Raw genomic sequence first — 16,802 nt, forward strand, 5'->3', positions numbered from 1 at the left:
TCCGCCGTTTAACCTAGGGGCTGGACGGGTCCAACGGCAAGAGGCACCAAGGGAGTTGGGGGGCCGGCAATGCGGGAACGGGACGACCCTGCGGTCATCGGACGGCGCGTACAGCAACTGCGCACCGAACGCGGCCTGACACAGCGGCAGTTGGCGGAGCCCGCCTACACCCCCGCCTACATCTCCACCGTGGAGGCGGGCCGGGTGCGGCCCTCGGACGAGGCGCTGCGGCACATCGCCGGCCGGCTCGGCGTGGAGTACGAGGAACTGGCCGTCGGACGGCCCGCCCACCTCGCCACCGACCTGCGGCTACGCCTCACCGAGGCCCAGCGGGTCCTCGCCGACGGCAGGGCCGAGGAGGCCGCCGGCCAGTACGCGGGGCTGCTGGCGGAGGCGGAGACCCATGGGCTGGGCTGCGAGCGGACCACGGCACTCCTCGGGCTCGGCGAAAGCGCCCTGGAGACCGGTGAGCTGGCGCAGGCCCGGGAGTTCTTCGAGCGCGCCGAGGCGCACCTCGCGGACGAGTCGCTGCCGGTGCGGGTGCCTGCCGTCCGCGGCCGCGCCGTCGCCCACTACCTCGCCGGCGAACTCAGGTACGCCGTGTACCTCCTGGAATCCACCCTCGACGAGCTCAACCGAGGCGGACTGCACGACCCCGACGCCCTCCTGCTGCTCTACGCCAGCGTGATCGGCCCGTACATGGACATGGGCGCGCACGCCCGTGCCGCCCAGGCCGCCGAGGTCGCCCTGGCGCTCGCGCCGCAGGCCGGCGATCCCGCGCTGATCGCCCGGATGCACCGCTCGGTGGCACGCACCCTGATCGCCGAGGGCCGGGTCACCGAGGCCGACGCCTCCCTCGCCAAGGCGGCCGCGCTGTACCGCCGGCTGAGCCTGCGCACCGAGCTGGCCAACTGCCACTGGATGCGCGGATACGTCTGTGCCCAGAACGGCGAACTGGAGCGCGCCGAGGCCGAGTTGCGCCAGGCCTACACCATGCTCTCGGAGACCCGGGCCGCCCTGTACCGCAGCCAGGCCGCGGTGGAACTGGCCGATGTGCTGCACCGCCGGGGCAAGTCGGAGGAGGCCGCCGTACTCCTGGAGGGCGTCCTCGGCGACTTCTCCTCCGAGCGCGGCGCGGTGCACGCCGCCGCGGCCCACCGTCTGCTCGGCATCATCGCCGAGGACGCCCGGGACACCGAGGCCGCCGAGGAGCACTACGTCCGCGCGCTCAGCCTGCTGGAACGCGCGGGCGCCGCGGGTGACCTGGCCGACCTGTGCCGCCTCCTCGGTGATCTGCTGCGCCGCACGGGCCGTATCGACGCCGCCCTGGACGCCTACCGCACCGGCCTGGGCCACCGCACGACCCCGGGCACCACGACCCTGGGACCGGCACCGGCCCAGCCGCCGCTGTGACGCCTCGCGGATCACACCTGCGCCCGGCCCTGCTTGCGGATGTCCGCCAGGCGCAGGGCGCCGATCTGGACGGCGGCCTGGGTCGCGTCGTTCGGTACGTCGCCCAGGCCGCCGTTGGTGAGGGCGAAGGCGTCCGGGCCGACGCGGACGGCGGCCACATCCAGGGTGAGCACGGCGTGCTGGCCCTGTCTGTTCATGGCGGCGATGCTGATCCGCAGGCCCTGGCGCGCGTCCCCGACCTGCGGCAGCGTGGCCTCGCTGACCTGGACGTCCTCCGTGATCCCGGTCTCCGTGCCGGCCGTGAACCGCGCGCACCGCGCCGGCATCGTCTTCAGCCAGGCGAGCGCCGCGTCCACGTCGGCGGGGCGGCGGGCGGCGATCTGGTAGCGCAGCTGGGCGTTGGTGTCGTCGTTGTCCAGGCCGACGGCCACGCGGGCCGGGCCGCCGAGGAGTTCGTCGGTGTAGAGGGCGTCCAGCAGCCGCTGGCATTCGCCGGCCGAGGTGTTCGCCTTCAGCAACTGGTCCCGCCAGGTGGCCGCCCCGCGGGTCGCCGTCCAGGGGGCGCCGAGGTCGGTCTGGGTGATGAGCGCGGCCTGCGCCTGCTCGTCGGTGAGGGGGGAGCCGTCGGCCCGCATGGACCCCTTCGGCGTCGGTGACGGCTTGTCGATCGTCGGGATGGGCTGGGGCGCGGTCTCCGGCTGCTTCAGACCGAGCGCCGCGCAGCCGCCCATGGCGAGGAGGCCGGCGACGGTGAGCCAGAGCGGGAGGCCGCGAAGGCGTATCGCGTCGGTCATGGAGGTGCCTCCTGGGGCTGCGAGCCGTGGGCGGACTGGTCGGGCCGGCTGATGTGGTGCCTGATCTCACGGCACCACCGCCCCGACCGGCCCACCAGCGCTCCGGGCCGTCCGGGTGAGTGGTCCGCCGGGGCCGGGCCAGTGGCCCGCCGGAGCCCGCGGAAAACGCCTCGACCTGCCGCTTCGGTGCCTGCTACGGTCGCCGTGTGCAGCGCGCCCAGCAGTGCCACCCGTGCCCGAAGAGCACGACGACGCCGGAGACCGTCCCGGCGCGCTGACACCTGACCAGCATCCGAGCCCCGGGGCGAACGCCCCGGGGCTTGCGTCTGCGTGGGTGTTCGCCTCCCCCCGTGAGGAGACCCACCGATGAACGACGCACTCCCCGACCACCGCCGCCTCGGCCGCGAGCTCGACCTCTTCGACACCGACCCGCTGATCGGCGCGGGGCTGCCGTACTGGCTGCCCGACGGCGCGGTCGTACGGCACACCCTGGAGGAGTACATCCGCGAGGCCGAACGCCGGGCCGGGTACCGGCATGTGTACTCGCCCGTGCTCGGCAAACGGGAGCTGTACGAGATCTCCGGGCACTGGGACCACTACAGCGACGACATGTACCCGCCGATGAAAGCGGGCCCCCATGAGTCCGAGGAGGTCGTACTGCGGCCCAGCCTCTGTCCTCACCACGCCCTGATCTACCGCGCCCGCTCCCACAGCTACCGGGAACTGCCCCTGCGCATCGCCGAGCTGGGCGGCATGCACCGTGCCGAACTCTCCGGCGTCCTCGGCGGTCTGACCCGCGTCCGCGCCATCCAGCTCAACGACGCGCACATCTTCTGCACCCTGGACCAGGCGGTTGAGGAGGCCCGCGGCGCGCTGGAGCTGATCGCCCGCGCCTATGCCGACCTGGGCATCGAGGCCGTACGGCACCGGCTGTCGCTGCCCGGGGAGGGCGGGAAGTACGTCGCCGATCCGCAGCTGTGGCGCCGGGCCACCGAACTGCTGCGGGAGGTGCTGGACGTGTCCGGCGTGGCGTACGAGGAGGCCGAGGGCGAGGCCGCCTTCTACGGCCCGAAGATCGATGTGCAGATCGCCGACCCGGCCGGCCGCGAGTCCACCCTGTCCACCGTGCAGATCGACTTCCACCAGCCGGCCCGCTTCGACCTGCACTACATCGGCGCGGACGGTGCCAGGCACCGGCCGGTCATGGTGCACCGCAGCATCATCGGCAGCGTCGAGCGGGCCGTCGCCCACCTGATCGAGGCGCACGCGGGCGCCTTCCCGGCCTGGCTGGCCCCGGTGCAGCTGGCCGTCCTGCCGGTCGGCGAGGAGCACCTGGAGCAGGCGGCGGCGATCGTGCGCCGGGCCGTGGAGCTGGGCCTGCGCGCCGAGCTCATGGGCCCCGCCGAGGGCACCCTCGGCGCCCGGATCCGGGCCGCGCGCCTGGTGCCGTACCAGGCGGTGGTCGGCGCCCGGGAGGCCGCGGCGGGCCTGGCCGCCGTACGGCTGCGGGACGGCCGCCGGCCCGGCGAGCTGCCGGTGCCGAAGCTGCTGTCCCGGATCGCCGCGCGGGTGGCCGCACGCGGCACCGTCCTGTGGGACTGACCGCCGTGAGCGGAGGCCGGAACTGATCTAAGGTCGGCTTGACGGAAGGAGTCCGCCGTGACCGGTCAGTCCATCCCCGTGATCATCGACTGCGACACCGGGGTCGACGACGCCCTCGCCCTGCTGCTGGCCGTGCGCCACCCGGACCTGGATCTGCGGGCGGTGACCTGCGTGGCCGGGAACACGGACGTCGACGGCGTGGTCCGCAACACCCTGACCGTGCTGGAGCAGGCGGGCGCCCCGGACATCCCGGTGGGCCGGGGCGCCGAGCGCCCGCTGATCGAACCGGCCCGCTCGGCGCGGCATGTGCACGGCGCCGACGGCATGGGCGACCTGGGCCTTCCCGCGCCGAGGCGCACGGCGTCCGAGCTGGACGCCGTGGCGCTGCTGCGCCGCGAGATCCTGGCCTCGCCGCGCCCGGTCACCCTGATCCCCACCGCGCCCCTGACGAACATCGCCCTGCTGCTGCGCACCCACCCGGAGGTGACCCGCAACATCGAGCGGATCGTTTTCATGGGCGGCGCGGTGGCCGTCGGGAACGCCACGCCGGTCGCCGAGTTCAACGTCTGGCACGACCCGGAGGCGGCGGCGATCCTGCTCACGGCCGGGGTGCCCGTCACGATGTACGGGCTCGACGTCTTCATGCAGGTGGTCGTGCCCGCGCCGGAGGTCCACCGGCTGCGCACCAGCAGCGACCCCGGCACCCGGCTGGCCGGGGAACTGCTCGCCCACCGGCCGGCCCACCAGGGCGAGGCCCCCGACGCGGAGGAGGCGGGCGGCCTCGGTGACGCGGGCGCGGTGTGCGCGGTCGCCGACCCGCAGGGCATCACCACCCGCCTGCTGCCGGCCGAGGTCTCCCTGGCCCCCGGCCCGACCCGGGGCCAGACGGTCGTCGACCGCCGCCCCCGCCACGGCGAGTCCGAGATCCACGAGGGCAGGCGCGAACAGCCCCTGGTGGACGTGGCGTTGGAGGTCGACGTGGACCGGTATGTGAAGCTGTACCTGGAGACGGTGGAGCGCCCTTAGGCCGCGCCGCGCCGCAGCGGGGCGGTACTCGCCCCTATGGTTCCTTTCCGGGCAATGTGGACAGATTCTGTGTACTGTCGTCCTTCCCGAAGGGATCCCGTATGGCAGGCCGCTCCCCGGACCTCTCCTCCAAGAACCCCGACTGGTGGCGCCAGGCCGTCATCTACCAGGTCTACCCCCGCAGTTTCGCCGACGCCGACGGCGACGGACTCGGTGATCTGCGCGGCATCACCCAGCGCCTGGACCACCTCGCGGGGCTCGGCGTCGACGCCCTGTGGCTGAGCCCCTTCTACCCCTCGGAACTGGCCGACGGCGGCTACGACGTCGCCGACCACCGGGACGTCGATCCCCGCCTCGGCACCCTGGACGACTTCGACGCCCTGGTCGGCGAGGCCCACCGGCTCGGTCTGAAGGTCGTCGTCGACATCGTCCCGAACCACACCTCGCACCAGCACCCCTGGTTCCGGGAGGCCCTGCGGTCCGGCCCCGGCTCCCCGGCCCGCGAGCGCTATGTCTTCCGCCCCGGCCGCGGCGCACACGGCGAACTCCCGCCCACCGACTGGCAGTCCGTCTTCGGCGGCAGCGCCTGGAAGCGGACCCCGGACGGCGAGTGGTACCTGCATCTCTTCGCCCCCGAACAGCCCGACCTCAACTGGGACAACGAGGACGTCCGCGCCGACTTCCGCACCACCCTGCGCTTCTGGTCCGGCCGGGGCGTCGACGGCTTCCGCGTCGACGTCGCCCACGGCCTCGCCAAGGACCTCGCCGAGCCGCTGCGGGACATCGGGAACATCGGTGCCACCGGCGAGACGGCACTGCCGCTCGTCGAGCCGGGCAGCCACCCGTACTGGGACCGCGACGAAGTCCACGAGATCTACCGGGACTGGCGCAAGGTCTTCGACGCCTTCAGCCCGCCGCGCACCGCCGTCGCCGAGGCCTGGGTCCCGGGCCCCCGCCGCGCGTTGTACGCCCGCGCCGACGAACTCGGCCAGGCCTTCAACTTCGAGTACCTGGAAGCCCGTTGGGACGCCGACGAGCTCCGCCGGGTCATCACCGACGAGCTGGCCACCGCCCGGGCCGCCGGCGCCACGGCCACCTGGGTGCTGTCCAACCACGACGTCGTACGGCACGCCTCCCGCCTCATGCTCCCGCCCGGCACCGACCCGGCCGCCTGGCTGCTGTCCGGCGGCAGCGCGCCCGCGATCGACCCGGTGGCCGGGCTGCGCCGGGCCCGCGCGGCGACCCTGCTGATGCTGGCGCTGCCGGGGTCGTCGTACCTCTACCAGGGCGAGGAGCTCGGGCTGCCCGAGGTCGCCGACCTGCCCACCGAGGTGCTCCAGGACCCGATCTGGGAGCAGACCGGCCATGTCCGCAAGGGCCGCGACGGCTGCCGGGTGCCGCTGCCGTGGACGACGACCGGGCCCTCGTACGGCTTCGGGCCGGGTGCCGCCTGGCTGCCGCAGCCGTCGTCCTTCGCGGCGTACGCCGTCGAGGCGCAGACGGAGGCCGAGGGCTCGACCCTGGAGCTGTACCGCACGGCGCTGCGGCTGCGCCGCAAGCTGCTGGAGGGCGAGACGCTGACCTGGACGCCGGACGCCCCCGCCGGCGTCCTGGACTTCACCCGCTCCGAGACCTGGCGCTGCATGACCAACCTCGGTGCCGGGCCGGTACCGCTGCCGCCCGGGGAGGTGCTGCTGACCAGCACCTCCTCACCGCTCGACGGTACGACCCTGCCGCCGGACACCACCGTCTGGCTGGCCTAACCGGCCGACGGGCTCGGCGCCGGCGAGGCGCCGCCGCCGGTCAGCCCGCTGAGGTCGACGGGCGTCGACGTGGGGTTCGGCGGCGGGGTGAGCACCACCTCCGGCTGGCCGGCGGCCGGGGGTGGCGGGGTCAGGTCGGAGGCGGGCAGCTTGGGCGGGGTGGTCTGCTGGAAGAGCGTCTGGTCGAAGTCGACCAGACCGGTCTTCTCCATCACCGTCATATGGTCCAGCACGGTGTTGTTGGCCTGGTCGGCGAGGGCGCGCACCAGCGAGTTCTTGGTGGTGGACCGGATCTTCGAGATCGTGTTGAAGATCGCACCGTGCGTCATCCGCAGGATGTTGGCGAAGTCGCTGTCGAACTTCTTCCCGGTGTCCGCCTTCAACTGGCTGACGAAGCCCTGCTGCTGGGGGCTCGGCAGGTTGGGCAGCGTGATGTTCAGCATCGGCGCGATCTTGCGGCAGCTGGTGTCCAGGGCCGCGTGCCCGTCGACCAGGTGCTTGCTGGCCGTGATGACCGTCGGTGTGGTGCCCTTCTGCAGCCCCATCTGCCCCACCGGGTACTCCCACAGACCGGCGGCCCGCACCTTCACCACGAAGTCCCGGTCCTGCTCGGTGAGCGGCCCCCACTGGGTGTTGGCGATGACGCGGTCCTGCGCGGTGGTCACCGTGGTCAGGCCGAGCATGCTCGGGTAGGCGAGTGCCACCAGGGTGACGGCCATCGCACCACCCACGAAGAGCGTTCCCGTCGCGTTCCGCGAAAAGCGCACCGTGCCTCCTGCCCGGTCGTGGATCCCGCCCGCGGTGACGGCGCGCGGCGGTTCGGACGCACAGCAGTACGGACGGGGCGGCCGTTCGTATCGGTGCGGGGGGTAAAGATTTGTATCTGTGCCGCAGGTAAAGAAGAGTTGACCGTTCCTCGGGAGAGGCGGGAGGAAACGCTGGCATAGATTTGCCGCATGCCCCCACAGCCGCCGCCCCGCATGCCCGCCGCCCTGCCCGTGCTGCCCTACCGCAAGCCCACCAAGGGCCGCGACTACTGGGTCTTCGACGACGTGCTGCCCGAGGTGGACGCCGTACGGGAGCGGTGCCTGGCCAAGGACGACTGGGTCAAGGGCTACCCGTACACCTCCGAGACCTGGCCCGGCCTGCGCGCCATGCCCGGCCTCGACCCGGCCGAACTCGCCCGCGTCGAAGCCCTGGTGAAGCAGGCCACCGGCGCGAAGAAGCTGTGGGTGCAGCAGGCGCCCGGCGGCGGCACCCTCAACCACAACTGCGTCCAGGTGGTGGGGGAGGGCGAGAGCGAGCCGCGTCCGCACACCGACTCCCGTGCCCTGTGCCGGTACGCCGCCGTGCTGTACCTGAACCCGGGTGTGCCCAAGAACTGCGGCACCGCCTTCTACCGCCAGTCACTGCCGGGCGGCCGGCTCGGCGGCAACATCGTCCAGGCCCCGCACAACAACCTCGTCGAGGCCCTCGGCACGAGGTTCGTCCCCGCCGACCATTTCGAGGAGGACGTCCGCGTCCCCCACAAGTACAACCGCCTCCTCCTCTACAACGCCAACCTGGTGCACAGCGCGACGGGTTACTGCGGCAAGGAGCTGGAGGACAAGCGCATGACGGCGGTGTTCTTCTGGATGGCGTGACGGCACCGCGGCGCGGGCCCCGTCACCGGAGCAGCAGCAGCGTCGCGGCCGTGATGCAGGCCGTGCAGACCGTGAGGGTCAGGGCCAGGCAGCGGCGTTTCAGGTCCTGGTAGCGGTGTTCGTACTCGGCGCGCAGGGACACGCAGCGGGCCGCGATGCGTTCCAGGTCGGCTCGGGAGCGGGCCAGGGTGTCGGCGATGTAGCGGTGTTCGATGTCCTCGCGCTGGGCCGTGGTCAGCCACTCCAGGGATCCGGTGAACTCCCGTGCGCGTTGCTCCGCCTCGGCGATGCGGGCCTGCCAGAGCAGGTACCCCTCCACCTCGTTGGCGAGCGCGTCGTCGGCTCCCTGCCGCGGCAGACCGCTCACCCCTGTCCTCGGTCGGGCCACGCCGGGAGCGGGTGCTCGTGCTCCAGCATCGCGATGTCGGGGTGGTGCAGGTCGAACGCCGGGGACTCGCTGCGGATGCGCGGCAGGGTGACGAAGTTGTGCCTCGGGGGCGGGCAGGAGGTCGCCCATTCCAGGGAGCGGCCGTAGCCCCAGGGGTCGTCCACGGTGACCGGCTTGCCGTACCTGGCCGTCTTCCAGATGTTGTAGAGGAACGGCAGCATCGACAGGCCCAGCAGGAACGAGCCGATGCTGGAGACGGTGTTCAGGGTGGTGAAGCCGTCGGCCGCCAGATAGTCGGCGTAGCGGCGCGGCATGCCCTCGGCGCCGAGCCAGTGCTGGACGAGGAAGGTGGTGTGGAAGCCGACGAACAGCGTCCAGAAGGTGATCTTGCCGAGGCGTTCGTCGAGCATCTTGCCGGTCCACTTAGGCCACCAGAAGTGGAAGCCGGCGAACATCGCGAACACGACCGTGCCGAAGACGACGTAGTGGAAGTGGGCCACCACGAAGTACGAGTCGGAGACGTGGAAGTCCATGGGCGGTGAGGCGAGGATGACTCCGGTCAGGCCGCCGAAGAGGAACGTGACCAGGAAGCCCGCCGCCCAGAGCATCGGCGTCTCGAAGGACAGGCTGCCCTTCCACATCGTGCCGATCCAGTTGAAGAACTTCACGCCGGTCGGCACGGCGATCAGGAAGGTCATGAAGGAGAAGAAGGGGAGCAACACCCCGCCGGTGACGTACATGTGGTGGGCCCACACCGTCGCGGACAGGCCGGCGATGGAGATGGTCGCGGCGATCAGGCCCATGTAGCCGAACATGGGCTTGCGGGAGAACACCGGGATGATCTCGCTGATGATGCCGAAGAACGGCAGCGCGATGATGTACACCTCGGGATGGCCGAAGAACCAGAAGAGGTGCTGCCAGAGCAGGGCTCCGCCGTTGGCCGCGTCGAAGACGTGGGCGCCGAACTTGCGGTCCGCCTCCAGGGCGAACAGGGCGGCGGCCAGGATCGGGAAGACCAGCAGGACCAGGACGGCGGTCAGCAGCACGTTCCACACGAAGATCGGCATGCGGAACATGGTCAGACCGGGGGCGCGCATGCAGATGATCGTGGTGATGAAGTTGACCGAGCCGAGGATGGTGCCGAAGCCGGAGAAGGCAAGGCCCATGATCCACAGGTCGCCGCCGATGCCCGGCGAGTGGACGGCGTCGGTCAGCGGGGAGTAAGCGAACCAGCCGAAGTCGGCCGCACCGTCCGGGGTGAGGAAGCCGCCGACGGCGATGAGCGAGCCGAACAGGTAGAGCCAGTAGGCGAACATGTTCAGCCGCGGGAACGCCACGTCGGGCGCGCCGATCTGCAGCGGCATGATCCAGTTGGTGAAGCCGGCGAACAGCGGCGTCGCGAACATCAGCAGCATCACGGTGCCGTGCATGGTGAACAGCTGGTTGAACTGCTCGTTCGAGACGATCTGCAGGCCCGGCCGGGCCAGCTCGGCGCGCATGATCAGGGCCATCACGCCACCGATCAGGAAGAACGCGAAGGACGTCGCCAGATACAGCGTGCCGATCGTCTTGTGGTCGGTGGTCGTCAGCCACTTCACCACGACACTGCCGGGCTGCCTGCCCCGGACCGGTACCTCGCTCTCGTAGGCGTCCTCGGCCGCGGCGGCCCCATGGGGTTCGTTGAGGATGCTCACAAGTCGTCCGTCTCCTGATGGTCGCGATCCGCGCACGCCATACGTCGGCTACTGGCCATCCTTTGCCGCGCGAGGGTGTACGCGCCGCCCGACGCGCGGCCGACCGCGTGACGGATGCACCCGGACGGCCTAAGGGATGCCGGGCGGGGGGCGCGGCTTTCGTGCGGCAGGATGGCGTGATGGCCGAAGAGGAAGATCAGTCCGCCGCTCACCGGCCCGTTCAGGTGGCCGGGCGGCTGGCTGTCGGGGGACTGGTGCTCGTCGGGCCGGCCTGGCTGGTGCGTGGGTGTGGGAGGTGCTGCTCGCGGTCGCGGGGAGCCGGGCGACGGGCCGCCGGATCAGGGGAACGGGGTGCACCGGCCGCTCAACTCCCTGGACCAGTCGCACCACTGGGTGACCGCGGTGGGGGCCGGGCTCGTTCTGGTCTGTGCGCCGCTGTTCCTGTCCTGGCGGGGTCGTCGTCGACGCGTTCCGCGGCAGCGCTCCCGGGCGGCGGCTTCCCGGCTCCGTCGACGTGTGGTGGGCGCTGTGGCCGCTCGGGACGCTCGGCGGGGCGGGGATCGTGTACCGCGACTCCACGGACGAGATCACCGGGCGTGCCTACGGCGAGGTGAGGCCGCTGCTCGTGTGCGACGCCGGCGTGGTGGGCGCCGCGATCGCCGGTGCCCTCGCGGTACGGGCCGTGACCGCGGTACAGGTGGAGCGGATCCGCGGGGCCCACGCTCAGGTGGCCGAGGCCGGGGTCGGCCAGCGCACCGGCTCGATCACGTCCGCCCACACGCGGTCCTCCCAGGGGTTGCCCGGGACGCCCAGGCGGGCCCCGCAACCACGTCGTCCAGGAACTCCGCCCGCTCGGCCTCCAGCGGCACACCGGGCCACCAGAGGGCGTCGCACTCGGTGCGGACGAGGAAGCGCGCCGTCCGTCCGGAAGCGGTACGGGTGCAGCCGGTCCTGCTCGCAGCAGGGGCATACCGGGCGAGTCGTCATGGCGGGCACGGGTGTGTGGGGTGGTGTCGGGTGCGGTACGGATGCGGGCATGAGCAGTATCGCCATTGTGGGGGCCGGGCCGGGGCTCGGGGCCGCCGTTGCACGGCGGTTCGGGCGGGAGGGGTTTGCGGTGGCCCTCTTCGCCCGGGAGCGGGAGCGGCTCGACGCGCTGGTGCGGGACCTCGACGGCAGCGGGATCACGGCCCGGGGGTTCGTCGCCGATGTGCGCAGGCCGGAGGAGCTGGCCGTGGCGCTGGGGCGAGCGGCGGCCGAGGTCGGGACCGTCGAGGTGCTGCAGTACAGCCCGGTGCCGCACCGGGACTTCATGCGGCCGGTGCTGGAGACCGGGCCCCGGGAGCTCGTCGGGCCCATCGAGTTCTCCGTGTACGGCCCCGTGGCCGCCGTGCAACAGGTGCTGCCGGGGATGCGCCGGCTGGGGCGCGGCACGATCCTCCTCGTCAACGGCGGGACCGCCGTCGTACCGCACACCGAACGGGCCGGGACGTCCATCGCGTTCGCCGCGGAGAGCGCGTACGGCCATCTGCTGCACGAGCGGCTGGCCCCTGAGGGGATCCATGTCGGACAGCTGGTGATCCCGGGGGCGATCACTCCGGGGCACGCGCGCAAGGATCCGGCCGTGCTGGCGGAGACGCTGTGGGCCATGCACCGGGACCGGCACGGCTTCCGGCACTTCGCCGACGATCTCGACGCCTGACCCGTCGTTCCCGGGGACTGACGGGCCACGGTCACCCTGCGATGCCAGGGGTTGTACGCCAATATGGTGATGTTGGCCGTATTGCTCTCTTCAAGGGGGCCTCCGTGGCTGTCGAAATCCCCGCGATCATCAAGCCGTCCCGGTTCAGGAGCCGGGGCGGACTGCTGGGCGAGTGTCTGGCCGAGTTCCTCGGGACCTTCGTGCTCATCTCCTTCGGCTGCGGTGTGGTCGCGATGGCGGTCGCCGCACTGCCCGGTTCGGGCCGTGCCGCGACGCCCACCACGGTCTTCCTGGCGGCGGGTGACTGGCTGCTGATCACCTGGGGCTGGGCGTTCGGCGTCGTCTTCGGCGTCTACGTCGGCGGCGGGGTGAGCGGTGCCCATCTGAACCCGGCGGTCACCCTGGCCATGGCGGCACGGCGCGGATTCTCCTGGGCCAAGGTCCTGCCGTACTGGTTCTCGCAGGTGGTCGGCGCGCTCACCGGCGCGGCGCTGGTCTACCTCGTCTATCACGACGCGATCAGCGCCTTTGACGCCGCCGCGCCCGGACCGAAGGTCAACGGGCACACGAACGCCACCTTCTCGATCTTCGCCACCTTCCCGGCGGCGTACTTCCACGGCGGCGTCTGGGGGCCGCTGATCGACCAGATCGCCGGTACGGCGTTCCTGCTGATGCTGATCGCCGCCGTCCTCGACGTGCGCAACCAGGCCGTGCGGGCCAACCTCGCACCGCTGGTCGTGGGCTTCGTCGTCGCCGCCATCGGCATGTCCTACGGCGCCAACGCCGGCTATGCCATCAACCCGGCCCGTGACTTCGGGCCGCGCCTGCTCACCTACGCGGCCGGCTGGAACAGCCTGGCGTTCCCGGGCAGCGTGTCCGGCGTGTACAGCGGCTACTGGTGGATCCCGATCGTCGGGCCGCTGATCGGCGGTGTGATCGGGATCGTCGTGTACGACCTCTTCATCGGTGACGTCCTGCTGCTCCGGGCCGAGCTGGCCGAGCCGCCGGAGCCGGGGCGGGCGACGGCGGTGCGCACCTCCGACGAGGAGTAGCGCCCGGGACGGCGGTCCCGCGGCTGCCCCGGCGCTCACAGCGGCCGGGTCGGCCAGTCCAGGAGGCGGGCGCCGATCACGGCCGTCTGGAGCATGTAGCGGTGCGCCGGGTCGGCGGGGTCCGCGCCGGTGAGTTTGTGGATGCGTTCCAGGCGGTAGGTGAGCGCGCGGACGCTGAGGGAGAGCCGGCGGGCGGCCTCGGCGGCCACGCAGCCGGAGTCGAAGTAGGCCGCGAGCGTGTCCAGCAGGTGCACGGCTCCGCCGCGGGCCCGGGTGAGCGGGCCGAGGGTGTGCGACACCAGGTCGACCAGCGCCTGCCGGTCCCGGGCCAGCACCGGGTAGACGAGCAGGTCGGCGGCCCGCAGCACCGGCCCCGCCAGGCCGAGCCGGGTGGCCATCTCCAGCGCGGCGAGGGCCTCCTCGTACGACTGCACCACCCCGCCGGCGCCGTGCTGCGGGCGGCCGATGGCGATCCGGCCGCCATCCGTCGCCGCGTACGCCTGCTTGGCGAAGTGCAGGAGGATCTCGTCCTCGTCGCCCGGCGCGACACACAGCAGCCGGCCGTTCTTGGTGGTGAGCAGGATGCTGCGGGAGTCGAAGCGGGCGAGCACGGCGGCCTCCACCCGGCGGGCGACCGTGCCGCCCTCGACGTAGGCGGACGGGCCCTCGGCGACGGCCACCGCGTGCGCCCGGGACAGGTGCAGGCCGAAGCGTTCGGCGCGCTCGACGATGCGGCCCAGGTCGCTGCGGCCGTAGAGCAGGTCGTCGATGAACTCCCGGCGCGCGGCCTCCTCGCGGCGTACGGTGAGCCGCTGCGCGCGTTCGTAGCCCTCGGCGAACGCGTCGATGGCCTGCTCGACGGCGGCCAGCGTGGCCAGGCTGCTCTCGGCCGAGCCGGGCACGGCCGACCAGGCGGCGCGGGTGGCGGCCAGGTGGGCCACGATCAGCGCGCGCAGCCCGTGCCCGGCCTCGGCGGCCTGCTCGCCCAGGGTCCGCCGGGTCTTCAGCTCCTCCCTGGTCAGCCGCCGGCCGGTGGCCGAGACCTCGGCCAGCGTCCGGGGAAAACCGTCCAGGTAGTGCTCGGGCGTGTCATGTATGTCGCGCTTGTCCCCCATGCCGGTACCGGCCCCCGTCCCCCGTGCTCCCGCGATCTTGACGTGCCGGTGACGCTTTCCTAGCGCCCGTCCGGCATCGAGACCCTAGTGAACACTGCCGGACACCGGCAATGCGCGGGCGTATGCCCTGGCCGCACCATCTTCCGCGGGGAGCACTACGGAGGGTCGCGGTGCGGGACGCCGGCCGCTGGCCGGTGCGTCAGTACCGGCACGGGGGTCCGGTACACGGTCCGGCACCGCGATCCCGGGGGGCTCCGTACCTCATCGTCTGACGCAAGGACGTGTGTCATGGAAGTCCTCGGCGTGCTCGTCGCCGTCTGTCTCGTCGTCGTGGTGCTCGCGGTGCTCGCGTTCTCCCGGCTGTACCGCAAGGTGGACCAGAGCCAGGCCCTGATCGTGTCGAAGACGCGCCAGGTGGACGTGTCCTTCACCGGCCAGGTCGTGCTGCCGATCCTGCACAAGGCCGAGGTCATGGACATCTCGGTGAAGACCATCGAGATCAGCCGCTCGGGGCGGGACGGACTGATCTGCCGGGACAACATCCGCGCCGACATCCGGATCCTGTTCTTCGTGAAGGTCAACAAGACCGTCCCGGACGTCATCAAGGTCGCCCAGACCGTCGGCACCGAGCGCGCCAGCCACCAGGACACCCTCCAGGAGCTGTTCCACGCGAAGTTCTCCGAGGCGCTGAAGACCGTCGGCAAGCAGATGGACTTCACCGACCTCTACACCAAGCGTGAGGAACTCCGGTACCACATCATCGAGTTGATCGGCATCGACCTCAACGGCTACCACCTCGAGGACGCGGCGATCGACTACCTGGAGCAGACCCCGCTCTCCCAGATGGACCCGGCCAACGTCCTCGACGCCGAGGGCATCCGCAAGATCACCGAGCTGACGGCGATCGAGCACGTGCGCACCAACGAGGCCCGCCGCAACGAGCAGAAGGAGATCACCCGCCAGGACGTCGACGCCCGCGAGGCCATCCTGGAGCTGGAGCGCCGGCAGGCGGACGCCGAGATCAAGCAGAAGCGGGAGATCGAGACGTCCCGGGCCCGCGAGGAGGCCGAGACGGCCCGCGTGGTGGAGGAGGAACGGCTGCGCGCCCAGGGCGCCTTCCTACGCACCGAGGAACAGCTCGGCGTGCAGCGGGAGAACCAGGCCCGGGAGATCGCCGTCGCCGCGAAGAACCGCGAGCGGGTCATCGCCGTCGAGAACGAGCGCATCGAGAAGGACCGCCTGCTGGAGGTCATCGCGCGGGAGCGGGAGACCCAGCTGACGAAGATCGCCGCCGAGAAGGAGGTCGAGGCGGAGAAGCGGGAGATCGCCGAGGTCATCCGGGAGCGGGTGGCGGTGGACCGTACGGTCGCCGAGCAGGAGGAGTCCATCAAGAAGCTGCGCGTGGTCGAGGAGGCGGAGCGCGAGCGGCAGGCGCTCGTCATCGCCGCCGAGGCGGAGGCGCAGGAGAAGCTGGTCAAGGACATCAAGGCCGCCGAGGCCGCCGAGCAGGCCGCCACGCACCGCGCCGCCGAGGAACTCACCCTCGCCGAGGCCCGGTTGAAGACCGCCGACCTCGACACCCGGGCCAAGCTGCGGCACGCCGAGGGCGTCCAGGCCGAGGCCGCCGCCGAGGGGCTCGCCGCGGTGCAGGTCCGCGACAAGGAGGCCGAGGTCACCGTGAAGGCCGGGCGCGCGGCGGCGGAGGCCACCGAGGCACGGCTGCGGGCCGAGGCCGAGGGCACCCAGGCCAAGGCGCTCGCCGAGGCGGAGGGCGCACGCGCCAAGGGCCTCGCGGAGGCCGAGGGCGCGCGGGCGGCCGCGGAGGCCACCGAGGCGCGGCTGAAGGCCGAGGCGGAGGGCGCGCGCGCCAAGGGCCTGGCCGAGGCCGAGGGGACCAAGGCGAAGGCACTCGCGGAAGCCACGGCGATCGGCGAGAAGCTGAAGGCCGAGGCCGCCGGTCTGACCGAGAAGGCCGCCGCGATGGCCGCGCTGGACGAGGCCTCGCGCGGACACGAGGAGTACCGGCTGCGGCTCCAGGCGGAGAAGGAGATCCGGCTGGCCGGGCTGGAGACCCAGCGGCAGGTGGCCGAGGCGCAGGCGACGGTGCTGGCGACCGGGCTGGAGAACGCCGACATCGACATCGTCGGCGGGGAGTCCGTCTTCTTCGACCGGCTGGTGTCCTCCATCTCCCTCGGCAAGGGCGTGGACGGCTTCGTCGCCAACTCCCGCACCGCGCAGGCCCTGGCGAAGCCCTGGCTGGACGGCTCGGGCAGCTTCACCGACGACCTCTCCCACATCCTCGGCTCGCTCGGCTCGGCGGACGTGCGGAACCTCACGGTGTCGGCGCTGCTGGCGAAGCAGATCAAGAACGGCGGCCCGCAGGCGGGCCAGCTCCAGAAACTCCTCGACCGGGCGAGCGAACTGGGCCTGTCGGACACCCCGGTGACGGCCCTGAACGGAAGCGGCACGGGGAGTTGAGGGCAGCGCCCCGAAGGGGCGCGGGGCTGTACCGATATGCGGCTCCGCCGCGTGGGCGCGACCAGCCACCAGGCACCCGACACCCGGCAGACCACCCGCAGCCCCGAGCTCGTAGCCGCACAGCCCACGAAG

Annotated in this window: 13 protein-coding genes; 8 read left to right on the forward strand and 5 right to left on the reverse strand. The window is 72.1% G+C overall.

What is annotated here, in order from left to right; all coding sequences use genetic code 11:
- The first annotated feature begins 69 nt into the window (after positions 1-69).
- The gene (locus ACFYOH_RS09815; RefSeq protein WP_388623055.1) at positions 70-1,413 is read left to right on the forward strand and encodes a helix-turn-helix domain-containing protein; all 1,344 of its coding nucleotides are present in this window, start codon (positions 70-72) and stop codon (positions 1,411-1,413) included.
- An 11-nt stretch (positions 1,414-1,424) separates the two neighbouring features.
- Here ACFYOH_RS09815 and ACFYOH_RS09820 read toward each other — a convergent pair whose 3' ends face one another.
- A complete protein-coding gene (locus ACFYOH_RS09820) occupies positions 1,425-2,207 on the reverse strand; it encodes a hypothetical protein (RefSeq protein WP_388623058.1) in 783 nt (260 codons plus the stop codon).
- A gap of 366 nt (positions 2,208-2,573) precedes the next feature.
- Here ACFYOH_RS09820 and thrS point away from each other — a divergent pair, with 366 nt between their 5' ends.
- The 3 genes from thrS (at position 2,574) to ACFYOH_RS09835 (ending at position 6,598) form a co-directional block, all read left to right on the forward strand.
- Complete coding sequence (gene thrS / locus ACFYOH_RS09825) at positions 2,574-3,809, forward strand: threonine--tRNA ligase (protein WP_388623061.1); 1,236 nt, start codon at positions 2,574-2,576, stop codon at positions 3,807-3,809.
- A gap of 57 nt (positions 3,810-3,866) precedes the next feature.
- On the forward strand, positions 3,867-4,835 hold the full coding sequence (locus ACFYOH_RS09830; RefSeq protein WP_388623064.1) for a nucleoside hydrolase: 969 nt from the start codon (positions 3,867-3,869) through the stop codon (positions 4,833-4,835).
- A gap of 101 nt (positions 4,836-4,936) precedes the next feature.
- Complete coding sequence (locus tag ACFYOH_RS09835; protein WP_388623067.1) at positions 4,937-6,598, forward strand: glycoside hydrolase family 13 protein; 1,662 nt, start codon at positions 4,937-4,939, stop codon at positions 6,596-6,598.
- Here the strand turns inward: ACFYOH_RS09835 and ACFYOH_RS09840 are convergent.
- Positions 6,595-7,317, reverse strand: a complete 723-nt coding sequence (locus tag ACFYOH_RS09840; protein ID WP_388623864.1) for a DUF4142 domain-containing protein — start codon at positions 7,315-7,317, stop codon at positions 6,595-6,597. The two genes, ACFYOH_RS09835 and ACFYOH_RS09840, sit on opposite strands and share 4 nt — an antisense overlap.
- Positions 7,318-7,554: 237 nt before the next feature.
- Here ACFYOH_RS09840 and ACFYOH_RS09845 point away from each other — a divergent pair, with 237 nt between their 5' ends.
- Positions 7,555-8,241, forward strand: coding sequence for a DUF6445 family protein (locus ACFYOH_RS09845; protein WP_388623070.1), 687 nt, complete (start codon positions 7,555-7,557; stop codon positions 8,239-8,241).
- A gap of 22 nt (positions 8,242-8,263) precedes the next feature.
- Here ACFYOH_RS09845 and ACFYOH_RS09850 read toward each other — a convergent pair whose 3' ends face one another.
- Together ACFYOH_RS09850 and ctaD are read right to left on the reverse strand one after the other, a co-directional pair.
- Positions 8,264-8,608 (reverse strand): cytochrome C oxidase subunit I, encoded by a 345-nt coding sequence (locus ACFYOH_RS09850; protein WP_388623073.1) that lies wholly within the window; start codon positions 8,606-8,608, stop codon positions 8,264-8,266.
- Complete coding sequence (gene ctaD, locus ACFYOH_RS09855) at positions 8,605-10,323, reverse strand: cytochrome c oxidase subunit I (RefSeq protein WP_388623076.1); 1,719 nt, start codon at positions 10,321-10,323, stop codon at positions 8,605-8,607. The genes ACFYOH_RS09850 and ctaD overlap by 4 nt, the downstream gene beginning before the upstream one ends.
- 1,036 nt (positions 10,324-11,359) lie before the next feature.
- On the opposite strand from ctaD, the gene ACFYOH_RS09860 reads away from it, so the two are divergent.
- Together ACFYOH_RS09860 and ACFYOH_RS09865 are read left to right on the forward strand one after the other, a co-directional pair.
- Positions 11,360-12,025, forward strand: coding sequence for an SDR family NAD(P)-dependent oxidoreductase (locus ACFYOH_RS09860; RefSeq protein WP_388623079.1), 666 nt, complete (start codon positions 11,360-11,362; stop codon positions 12,023-12,025).
- Positions 12,026-12,129: 104 nt separating this feature from the next.
- Positions 12,130-13,077: an MIP/aquaporin family protein gene (locus ACFYOH_RS09865; RefSeq protein ID WP_388623082.1), complete on the forward strand. Its 948-nt coding sequence runs from the start codon at positions 12,130-12,132 to the stop codon at positions 13,075-13,077.
- Between the two features lie 35 nt (positions 13,078-13,112).
- On the opposite strand, the gene ACFYOH_RS09870 is transcribed toward ACFYOH_RS09865, so the two are convergent.
- Positions 13,113-14,192, reverse strand: a complete 1,080-nt coding sequence (locus ACFYOH_RS09870) for a PucR family transcriptional regulator (protein ID WP_388623084.1) — start codon at positions 14,190-14,192, stop codon at positions 13,113-13,115.
- 288 nt (positions 14,193-14,480) lie between these two features.
- On the opposite strand from ACFYOH_RS09870, the gene ACFYOH_RS09875 reads away from it, so the two are divergent.
- A complete protein-coding gene (locus ACFYOH_RS09875) occupies positions 14,481-16,670 on the forward strand; it encodes a flotillin family protein (RefSeq protein WP_388623086.1) in 2,190 nt (729 codons plus the stop codon).
- Positions 16,671-16,802 lie beyond the last annotated feature (132 nt).

The sequence above is a fragment of the Streptomyces sp. NPDC007856 genome, assembly GCF_042868225.1.
Lineage (GTDB): Bacteria > Actinomycetota > Actinomycetes > Streptomycetales > Streptomycetaceae > Streptomyces.